Consider the following 10,593-nt stretch of genomic DNA (forward strand, 5'->3'; position numbering starts at 1 on the left):
CTTCTTGGTCATCACGTTATACCTGTTTGCGAGTGGCCCAGTTCAGGCCTTGTTTGGTGAGCAAACGAATGTTCGGGTCGGCGAGATTGCTCGTGTCGTGGCCGATCGAGTGGTAGAACACTCGGCCTTCACCCCATTGGCGCACCCAGGCGACAGGGCAGCGATGGCCTTTCAGCCATGGCATCGGGTTGCCGTCGAACGTGGTTTCAGCAAGCACGTGCAGGTTGGGATCTACCTGCATGTAGTACTGTTCGGAGCGCACTTCGAAATTCTGCACTCCGCGAGACACTTCGTGTTCACTATCGATGACGTTGACCATGTAAGGGTGGGGATAACCCTCTCCCGTAGGATGTTCGAGGAAAGAGCCACCGAGCACCATGTGGTATTTCAAGCTGGCGCGAAACGCCGCGCCCGCACCATGCCAGCCAACCAAGCCGGTTCCACTCTCGATTGCCGCGAGCAAATGATTTTCTTGAGAAGCGGTAAGGGTTTCCGTGGTGACCGCGTTGTTCCATCCCACTACAATTAGGTCATACTTTGTTAAGTCGCGATCGAGCGTAAAAATATCCGTTGAATCTTCAACATCGAAATCCAACTCATTGAAAACCTCTCTGGCCCATGCAGCAACTTCATAGGGATAGTGGCCGGGCCATCCGCCATATAAATATAGAACCTTGCTCACGATAAAACCTCTTTTAGTTATGATGAGGTTGTTTTTATAAATTCAACTTAAACAGAATGTAGGCGCGTCTCGGCAACTTTAGTGTTGATGATTCCGAAGTCCTCGGTTGCAATATGATCAGCGACACGCAACGCCTGTGCGGCGATCGTCAGAGCTGGGTTAACGGCAGCCGATGATGGGAAAAAAGAGGCATCAACTACAAACAAATTCCGGTGGTCAAAAGCGCGGCAAAACGGATCGAGAGCAGCGGTGGAGGAGTCTTTGCCAAAACGCACGGTGCCGCACTGATGTGAAGTCGATGCGGCGGGCATCAGCTTGGTCAATACCAGTGGCAGCCCAGCTTTACGCATCATTCGCGTCATGCGTTTCACCAGCTCTTTATGCGCGCGGAGGTTGTTGCGTTTGGTGTCCAGCTTAATCATGCCGTTTTCGACAGTCACCCGGTTATTCGGGTCAGGCAAGTCTTCGGACATGATCCACCAGTCAAAACTGCGCGCTGCGATGAAAGCATTGACGAAATCAGGCACCCATTTGTTAGCGGCGGTCATCATGCCTGCCTTGAGCTTTCCCAACGAGTGGATGCAGCCCATGGGATGCGGAAACGCCTTATCACCAAAGTAAAAGTCGTTCATCGCTACCGTTTTCTGAAAACGGGTTTGGTTCTTATTCGCCGAAACTGCCATCAGTGCAGTGTTGTTGTGGGCCATGTAATGCCGACCAACCACGCCGGAGCTATTGGCGACGCCATTCGGCGCCTGCGGGCACGATGACTTAAGCAAAAGCGCAGCCGAATTCACCGCGCTGGCAGACAAAATGATGATGCGCGCTGAAAGCACTTCTCTGAGTCCATCGTGTTCAACCTCAACACCCGAAACGTGTTTGCCGTCATCTGACAGGATTAAGCGATGAACCTGAGTTTTGGTTCGTAACGTTACACGTCCGGTAGCAAGTGCAGGTTGCACGACGCTAATTTCCGCGTCCGCTTTTGCTTCGACTTTGCACGGATAACCATCGCACGTATCACAACGAATGCATGCACCGGTGGGCGCCATGCGAATTGCAGCAGGCTGAGGGAAGGGCTTGAAACCCTGGCGCCGAACCTTTTCCATCAGCGCCACCATTGGAGGATCAGACACGACTCCCGACAGTGGAAAAGGGGAAGAGCGTGGCGCTTCACTTGGATCAATGCCGGCAGTGCCATGAGTATGGTAAAGACGCTCGGCCTGGGCGTAGTAAGGTTCGAGGTCGTGATAGCTGATGGGCCATGCAGGAGACACTCCTTCGAAATGAGAAACCTCTTCAAAATCGCGCTCGCGGAAACGAATCATTGTGCAGCCGAAAAATTTTGAAGCGCCGCCGACGTTGTAGTAAATGGAGGGGCTAAACGGCTGATTATCACCATCTAGCCACGTGTCCTCGCCCACGTACTTTCGGTCTACATATACCGCTTTTGGACTCCAGTTATCGGCTTCCCGAGGCAAGTAATCTCCGCGCTCCAAGACTAAAACATTGAGACCGCGCTGAGCTAGGCGTAGGGCCGACGTGCCTCCCCCAACGCCGCTACCAATGACGATGACGTCAGGCGCCACCTCTTCTTTCTTATTCATTCGCAACTTCCTCACCCATGCAGGCACTGTAATCAGGCCGCAGTCCGAACAGCATTCACGGTGAGTTCAGGCTACCGCCCCTTGAACTGAAATCAATTTCGCAGTCGACTTCTTGCCCTCTCAAACTGACGCAACTTGAAAGTGTTTAGGCCCCGATGTATCGCATCTTTGTGTCGCTTGGTAACGCGAGTTGACGCATAACGGGGCGTGGGCGGAGGGAGCTAACCTTGGAAAGCCGCAAGATCTGGCGTATGGATTTATGGGCACCGTTTTTGCTTGGCGCCCTTGCATGTTTCCGAATTCGGAGCTGTGGTGACAAGAACCACTGAACGCGGCAGTTAAGGATGGTAGGAAGAGATGCAGAGTGAAGATCATTTTCCGGAGAATCTGCGCACCTTGTGTGAGCAGGTTGGAACGATTTCCGAAATGTGCCGCAAGATCGGTATCAATCGGCAGCAGTTTAATAAATACCTTGCGGGTACACATGCGCCTTCAAAGAACAATCTGCGGGCAATCGCCGGTTTTTTTGGGGTCAGTGCCGACGTGCTTTTCTCTGCGCCAAATGACTTTCGTTCAATGGTGGAGGGCGGCCATTTCCATCTGTTCCGCAATCTGATCCAGTCGCCGAAGATGCTGATGTTCATCGACGAAGTGGTGAAAGTGAACGAAAACAAGCTGAGTGAACTAGTCGGCGTTTATGAGCGCTACCATTATTCTTCGATCTACAAAGGACAGATTCTGCGCTCGCTTTTCTGCCTTTATGAGCGCGACGGGGTGCTCATGCATTATTACCTCGAACGTTTTCCCGACATGAATGGCTCCGGCAAGATCGATTACCTTTTCAAATACCACGGGCTAAGTTTTTTTATTGCCAATCGCTTGTTCTCTATCGACTTCGAGACGATCCAGAAAAACGAGATGACGTTTAGTAATCTGGCGGCCATCAATCGCAATTCAAAGAAGTACATTTTCGGTGTGAGCAGTGGCATTGCTGCCACCATGATGCGTCAACCAGTAGCCGTCAAAGTAGCAATGTGTCATGTCGATAAAGGCTTGATCCGCAAGTCGCACATCCGTCGCGCCACCGTGTTGTCTCCCAGTGACCCTTCCATTCCCAAGGAAGTCATCATTTATCTGAACACGGGCAACACCTCAATCGATTCGGCCTGAATGACGCGAGTGCGCCAGTCTGCGAAGACTGCGCACGTCTTGCGAAATTTACAATGTCTTGCTCCACCGTCAATTTGCTACGACAACAAAGCAATGGATTGAGTGGAGAAAGACATGCCTGGCACCGTCAACAGTTACATGATGCCTTTTTCGAACATCGCGCATCTGCCGCTCGCGGAGAAATTCCGAGCCACCCAGCTCGCTGGATTCCAGGAGCTGTCACTGATGCCGTCCGAACTGGAACGCATCATCGAGCAGGGAACCTCCTTGACGGATATCCGGCGCATGGCCGAAGACTGGGGCGTGCGCATCACACGACTTGATCCTCTCAATACCTGGCCGAGAATTTGGCATCCAGACAATATGGATGCCGCTTACATCGCGACCGTGGACACCACCGCTGAGCGTTTCATGGAACTCAGTGACGCGCTCGGTTGCACACACATGAGCCTCAATGCCACGTTCCCGCTTAAAGCTATGCCGCATGCGGAGATTGTCGAGCATTTCGCCAACATTTGTGCCCTGGCCGCCAGACACGGCATGTTCTGCGACCTTGAGTTTATCCCATTGTGGGGCGTACCGACCCTGGCCATGGCATGGGATATCGTGCGTGATTCCGGCGCAGCGAATGGCGGTCTGGTATTTGATGCGTGGCACTTTGTGCGCGGGGGCTCGAATATTTCTTTGCTGCATGAAATCCCCGGCGATCGCATCCACTGCGTCCAACTCAATGACGGCCCTTTAGCCCTCCCTGCCGGCGTTTCGATTAAGGATAACTGTTACGACCGACTGTTCCCGGGTGACGGTGAGTTTCCGCTCACCGCACTTATCAAAGTACTGGCTGCTATCGGTGGCTTGAATCAGGTAGGGCCGGAAGTATTCTCTCCCGTGCTTACGGATATGACCGCCGAGCAGGTCGCAGCCAAGAGCGCAGAGACCATCGCACGTGTCCTTGGTGCAGCCGATGTTGTTACGACATTACCGCTGACCCGCTGTTAACTCGACGTGGTGACGCGGTTTTCTGTTGTCATTGCTTCAAAATGCGTCAACTAACGCTTTCCTGAGAAATTGAGACGCAACAGGATGCGGCTTAAGGTGATTTCAACGGGTTTACAACAAAGAACCCGCGCTTATCCCAATTATAAAAACCTGCCCAAAGAGAGGAGTTAAGCCGTTATGAAACTCAAAGGTTCAGCTTTGGATTCGATTGCAGAGGCTTCGGCCATGCTGCATCTGATCATTAGGGGGGACGACCATGTCTGTTCCTGCTAGATCAGCGACCAGTCGCCTTTTTGCGCGCTGGCAATTCAAGTCATGGGCAGTGCTGCTGCCCACGGTAGTGATTCTGGGAATCGTTGTCTATGGCTTCATCGGCTGGACAATTGGTATTTCCTTTACCTCTTCGCGCTTTGCCGCCAACTTCGACTTTGTGGGCTGGCAGCAATACGCAAAGCTCTGGCGCACGGATCGCTGGCTGGTAGCTGTCAACAACCTTTGGGTGTTCTCGCTCCTCTTCATTGGCCTTTCGATCGTAGTGGGATTGCTATTGGCGATCTTTCTCGATCAGAAAGTGCGGATGGAAAACTTCATCCGCAGCATCTATCTGTATCCGATGGCCATCTCGTTCATTGTGACGGGCGTGTCGTGGAAATGGATTCTCAACCCCAGTCTTGGCCTTGAGAAGTTTGTCCACGATTTGGGCTTCACCAGCTTTAGCTTCGATTGGTTGATCAACCCGGAAAAGTCGATTTACACCTTGGTGATCGCTGCGTTCTGGCAATCATCTGGCTTCATCATGGCGATTTTTCTCTCTGGATTGCGTGGCGTAGACGCCGAGTTGTTCAAGGCCGCCCGCCTGGAAGGCGCAAGTCTGCCACGAGTCTACTGGTCAATCGTACTGCCGACCTTGCGCCCGGTTTTCTTCAGCGCTGTCGTCATCCTCTTGTATCAAGCGCTGCGCTCATTTGACCTGGTGGTGGCGTTGACCAACGGTGGCCCCGGTTTTTCGAGCGATCTTCCGACCACCTTCATGTACCAATACACGTTTGGCCGTGGCCAGCTCGCTCAGGGCGCCGCCAGTGCGGTGATGATCACCATGACAGTCGTTGCCATCATCACTCCTTACCTCTACTCGGAGATCCGGAATGAACGCAACAACGCTCGCTAACCCCGCCGACGTGCGACCCGTGATCAAGAGAAAGGCACGCAAGTTTTCGCTTGGACGGACTCTTGGCTGGACGGTGCTTTACACGACGCTGATTGTGTTCGCACTGTTCTTTCTTGCCCCGCTGTTCGTGATGATCACCACCTCGCTCAAAAGCATGGGAGAAATTCGTACAGGAGAGCTGATCAGTTTGCCTCAGGCAATCACGTTTCAACCTTGGATCGATGCATGGTCAAAAGCCTGCGTCGGCGTGAACTGCACGGGGTTGAGTCCTTTTTTTGCAAATACGTTTTATTTGGTGATCCCCGCGACGCTGATCTCGGCCGTTATCGGCGCCATCAACGGTTATGCCCTGACTCAAGTGAAGTTTCGTGGGCAGAACCTGGTGTACGCGATGATTCTGTTCGGCTGCTTCGTGCCGTCGCAAGCGGTGATGATTCCGCTGGCCACCTTGCTTGGAAAAATGGGCCTGGCGGGAACAATTCCAGGGCTGATATTCGCGCACACAATCTACGGCTTGCCGTTCACAACGATGTTTTTCCGCAACTACTTCGTGTCGGTACCAAAAGATTTGACCAACGCCGCGCGCATTGACGGCTCGGGTTTTTTCCAGACGTTCTGGTACGTCATGGTGCCCATGTCATTGCCTATCATGGTGGTGGTCATCATTTGGCAGTTCACCGGTATCTGGAACGACTTCCTGTTCGGTGTCGCATTCACGTCCGGCGACAAGGTGCCCATTATGGTTGCCCTTAATAACATCGTCAGCAGCAGCACCGGTGAGCGCCCCTACAACGTTGACATGGCCTCAGCAATTCTCGCTGCTCTGCCGACGCTCGCCGTGTATCTGTTTGCCGGCAAATATTTCATTCGCGGCTTGATGGCCGGTTCCGTGAAGGGGTAACACCATGGCATCTCTTAGTATCAAAAATCTGCACAAATCCTACGGTGATATCGCCATCCTCAACGACATCAATGTTGAAGCACGTGACGGCGAGTTTCTGGTGTTGCTTGGCCCTTCCGGCTGCGGCAAGTCGACGTTGCTTTCAGCCATCGCCGGCCTGGAAGACATAACCTCAGGCGATATCCTCATCGACAATGAGTCGGTGGAAGGTCTAGAGCCCAAGGATCGCGATATTGCGATGGTGTTCCAGTCGTACGCGCTGTACCCGACCATGACCGTACGTGAAAATATTGCCTTTGGCATGAAGGTGCGGGGTATTTCTGCGCAAGAACGTGACAAGGCGATTGCCCGTGTGGCTGACACCCTGCAAATCCAGCCATTGCTGGATCGCAAACCGAGCCAGCTTTCAGGTGGCCAGCGTCAGCGGGTCGCTATCGGTCGAGCATTGGTTCGCTCACCGAAGATTTTTCTCTTCGACGAACCGCTGTCCAACCTCGACGCCAAGTTGCGTGTAGACATGCGGGCCGAGATCAAGAAACTCTATCAGCGTCTGCAAGCCACAATCGTGTATGTCACCCACGATCAAGTGGAAGCGATGACCCTGGCAACCAAGATTGTGATCATGAAGTCCGGTGTGGTTCAGCAAATCGGCTCCCCGGAAGAAATCTACGATAAGCCGGTCAATACCTACGTTGCCGGTTTCATCGGTTCACCTCCAATGAACCTGATTCCAGCGGTTTATCGCTTTGATCGCAACGGTTCCTGGCTTGAGTTCGCCAATAATCACGATCCAGTCAGTCGCTTGAACGTTGCGGGGCCGAAGGTCACTTCCGAGTTGCAAGATGGTCAAGCCGTATTGGCCGGGATACGCCCGGAAGCGATCTCTTTGCCAGGGGATTCAGGCAGCGGCGCTGTGCAGGAAATCGACGCCACCATCGAACTGATCGAGCCTACCGGTTCCGATATCTACGCTGATCTTGTGATCGGTGGGCATCCGCTAACGGCACGACTACGCTCGAAAACGCCATTGAATCTAGGCCGTGCAACATTTTGTGTAGAGAACTCCGCCATCCAAATCTTCAACGAGCAGACTGGGCTGCGCATTGAGCAAGTCGATGTGCAAACGTTAGAACGCCAAGCGCTCCAAGCTACGGGGAAACTTGCGGCGGGCTCAATTTAAGAAGTAAGTGCAATAGGTGGATGTCGTTCAACTTTCGTTTCGATTCAGCGCCTGGTGAGGGCCAATCATGAAGTTTGAAAACAACAACAAATCTAGTGTTAAACCATGGGTGCTGGCGACGTTCAGCATTGCTGCATCAGCGATAAGTTTTTCGAGCTGGGCCGCAAGCAATTCCGTCGAAGTTATGCACCAGTGGACGTCACCTTCGGAATCAGCAGCGATGAAAGTGTTGCGCGATGCTGTAGAGACCAACGGTCTGGTATGGCAAGACGCGGCGGTTTCTGGCGATGGGGGTAAGAACATGACGCAAACGCTGCAATCGCGTTTTGCCGCTGGCAACCCACCCTTGGCATCACAAGCTCAAGCCCAGTTTGTCCTTGAATACACCGAAGCTGGAGCGCTGGCGGATCTGACCGCGCAAGACAAAGCGGGTGGGTGGAACAAGCTGATTTCGCCTGAACTCTACAAGTACATGAACAGCAACGGGAAAACTGTCGCAGTGCCGCTGAATCAGCGTCGCGAAAACATGTTGTGGATCAATAAAAAAGTACTCGATCAATATGGGGGTAAAGTGCCGACCAACTGGGACGAATTCCTCGTACTTGGCGCGAAGATGAAAGCCGGCGGCATCATCCCGTTGGCCATGGGCGGCGATGACTGGCAGGAGGCTGAAGTCTGGACGAACGTATTGATTGGTCAGGCGGGTGTCGACTTTTATAAAAAGGCGATTATTGAAACTGACAAAGCTGCTCTGAGCAGCCCGGAAATGGTCAAGGTTTTCGAAACTTATCGGAAGGTGCTGCAATTGAGCGACCCCAACCGCGCAGGTCTGGATTGGGCGATCGCCACTGGCAAAGTGATTCGAGGCGAGGCCGCTATGCAATTCCAGGGTGATTGGGCAAACGGCGAGTTCGCCGCGGCCGGTCTCAAGCCGGGTGTTGATTACTTGTGTACGGCTGCCCCTGGTCATGGTCACACATACGTGTTCCTGACTGATTTCCTGGCGTTCTTCAAGCACGAAGACGATGTTCAGAAAAATCAGGCAACGCTAGCAAATCTGGCCATGTCCAAAGAAGTTCAGGAAAACCTGAATCTCAAGGGCGGCTCGATTCCGGCGCGGCTGGACGTCCCACGTGACAAATTTAATGAATGCTCCAAGCAAGCGTTCGCCGACCGTGACGAAAGCATCAAGGATGGCAGCCTGATTCCATCGTTTGTTGAGAATACGGCGTTATCCCGTGACTTGCGTGGGCCCATCATAGACGTGATTACTCACTTCGCCAACGATCCGAAGATGACTGCCGAACAAGCCGTGAAGAAACTCGCCGAAGGCCTGGATCTGTAGCGCTTATAGAACGTATCCGTGGAGCCGAATGGTCAACAGTTCGACTGTCCGGTTCATAGCAACTAAAACGTAGAAACAGCCGTATTTGACTTTGTCCAAAGTTGAGTGGGTTGGACTTCTGCGCCTATAAAACAGGTGATGTATGGCTCAGTGGATTAAACAAGCGCGGCCCAAAGAACAGTTGGTAGCGGCTGCCGACACGTTGAAAAATAATGTTTCGCAGATTCTTCTGGATATCGAAAAACGCGGCGATGCGGCGGTGCGTGAGTTGTCGATCAAGTTCGACGGTTGGGATCGCACCGATTATCGCCTGTCGGATGCGGAAATTCAGGCCTGCATGAATGCTCTGACGCAACGTGAGCACGACGACATTTTGTTCGCCCAGACTCAGGTTCGCCGTTTTGCCGATGCCCAGCGCAAGTCTATGCTGGATGTGGAAATCGAAAGTATTCCCGGAGTGATTCTCGGCCACAAACATATCCCGGTGTCGGCGGCTGGCTGCTATGTACCCGGCGGTAAATACCCGCTGCTGGCCTCAGCGCATATGTCGATCGTGACTGCGAAATCGGCCGGGGTAAAAAACATCGCCACAGCCGCACCGCCCTTCAAAGGCAAACCGGCACCGTACATCGTCGCAGCGCAGCACCTGGCCGGTGCCGATTCGATTTATTGTCTGGGCGGCATTCAGGCCGTGGCGGCTATGGCGCTAGGCACTGAGAGCATTTCGCCGGTAGATATCATTGTGGGCCCAGGCAACGCTTATGTGGCTGAAGCCAAGCGTCAGCTATTCGGGCGTGTGGGGATCGACTTGTTCGCCGGCCCGACTGAAGTGCTGATCATCGCGGACGATAGCGTCGATGGCGAAATCTGTGCTACCGACTTGCTAGGGCAGGCCGAACACGGGGTTGACTCGCCCGCCGTCCTAGTGACGACATCCCGTGCGCTGGCAGAAGACACACTACGTTGCGTTGCACAACAACTGGAGAAACTGCCGACCTCGGCTATCGCCGGTGAAGCCTGGAACAACTTCGGCGAGATCATACTCTGCGACTCGTTCGAGGAGATGGTGCAGGTTTCCGATCAATACGCATCCGAACACGTGCAGATCATGACGCGTGATGACGATTTCTTCCTGAACAACTTGCACGACTACGGCGCGTTGTTTGTCGGCCCACGAACCAACGTGTCCTATGGCGACAAGGTCATCGGCACCAACCACACGCTACCGACCAACAAGGCCGCGCGTTACACGGGTGGTTTGTGGGTAGGCAAGTACATCAAGACCTGTACTTACCAAAAAGTAGTGACTGACGAAGCTTCGGCACTGATCGGCGAGTACTGCTCCCGGCTGTGCATGATGGAAGGGTTTGTTGGTCACGCCGAACAGGCGAACTTGCGCGTTCGACGCTACGGTCACAAAGACGTGCCATACGGCACTGGCGCGATCTGATGCCAAGCGGGGCAGGGACGCTCCGGCTAAGTCTCTTCACCGGCGCTGAACGCCTACCGAATTAATAAAAAAGAGGTTTGACGTGAAAAAA

Annotated in this window: 9 protein-coding genes; 7 read left to right on the top strand and 2 right to left on the bottom strand. The window is 53.4% G+C overall.

Annotated elements, in window-relative coordinates; genetic code table 11:
* Window positions 1-16: 16 nt before the first annotated feature.
* Window positions 17-682, bottom strand: a complete 666-nt coding sequence (locus ACIP66_RS26945; RefSeq protein ID WP_400652180.1) for a ThuA domain-containing protein — start codon at window positions 680-682, stop codon at window positions 17-19.
* 47 nt (window positions 683-729) lie between these two features.
* Window positions 730-2,289, bottom strand: a complete 1,560-nt coding sequence (locus ACIP66_RS26950) for an FAD-dependent oxidoreductase (protein ID WP_400652182.1) — start codon at window positions 2,287-2,289, stop codon at window positions 730-732.
* 357 nt (window positions 2,290-2,646) lie between these two features.
* Between ACIP66_RS26950 and ACIP66_RS26955 the strand changes: the two genes are divergently transcribed.
* From ACIP66_RS26955 to hisD, 7 genes are all read left to right on the top strand, one after another.
* Complete coding sequence (locus ACIP66_RS26955) at window positions 2,647-3,459, top strand: helix-turn-helix domain-containing protein (protein ID WP_400652185.1); 813 nt, start codon at window positions 2,647-2,649, stop codon at window positions 3,457-3,459.
* A 114-nt stretch (window positions 3,460-3,573) separates the two neighbouring features.
* Window positions 3,574-4,458, top strand: a complete 885-nt coding sequence (locus ACIP66_RS26960; protein ID WP_400652188.1) for a sugar phosphate isomerase/epimerase family protein — start codon at window positions 3,574-3,576, stop codon at window positions 4,456-4,458.
* 256 nt (window positions 4,459-4,714) lie between these two features.
* Entirely contained in the window at window positions 4,715-5,626 is a 912-nt protein-coding gene (locus tag ACIP66_RS26965; protein WP_400652191.1) for a carbohydrate ABC transporter permease, read from the top strand.
* The gene (locus ACIP66_RS26970; protein ID WP_400652194.1) at window positions 5,604-6,527 is read left to right on the top strand and encodes a carbohydrate ABC transporter permease; all 924 of its coding nucleotides are present in this window, start codon (window positions 5,604-5,606) and stop codon (window positions 6,525-6,527) included. Before ACIP66_RS26965 ends, ACIP66_RS26970 begins: the two co-directional genes overlap by 23 nt.
* Before the next feature lie 4 nt (window positions 6,528-6,531).
* Window positions 6,532-7,707, top strand: a complete 1,176-nt coding sequence (locus tag ACIP66_RS26975) for an ABC transporter ATP-binding protein (RefSeq protein ID WP_400652195.1) — start codon at window positions 6,532-6,534, stop codon at window positions 7,705-7,707.
* A 67-nt stretch (window positions 7,708-7,774) separates the two neighbouring features.
* Complete coding sequence (locus ACIP66_RS26980; protein WP_400652198.1) at window positions 7,775-9,052, top strand: ABC transporter substrate-binding protein; 1,278 nt, start codon at window positions 7,775-7,777, stop codon at window positions 9,050-9,052.
* Window positions 9,053-9,194: 142 nt separating this feature from the next.
* Window positions 9,195-10,502, top strand: coding sequence for a histidinol dehydrogenase (gene hisD / locus ACIP66_RS26985; RefSeq protein WP_400652201.1), 1,308 nt, complete (start codon window positions 9,195-9,197; stop codon window positions 10,500-10,502).
* The last annotated feature ends 91 nt before the right edge of the window (window positions 10,503-10,593 follow it).

It is taken from the genome of Pseudomonas sp. NPDC088429 (genome assembly GCF_044753305.1).
Taxonomy (GTDB): Bacteria; Pseudomonadota; Gammaproteobacteria; order Pseudomonadales; family Pseudomonadaceae; genus Aquipseudomonas; species Aquipseudomonas rustica.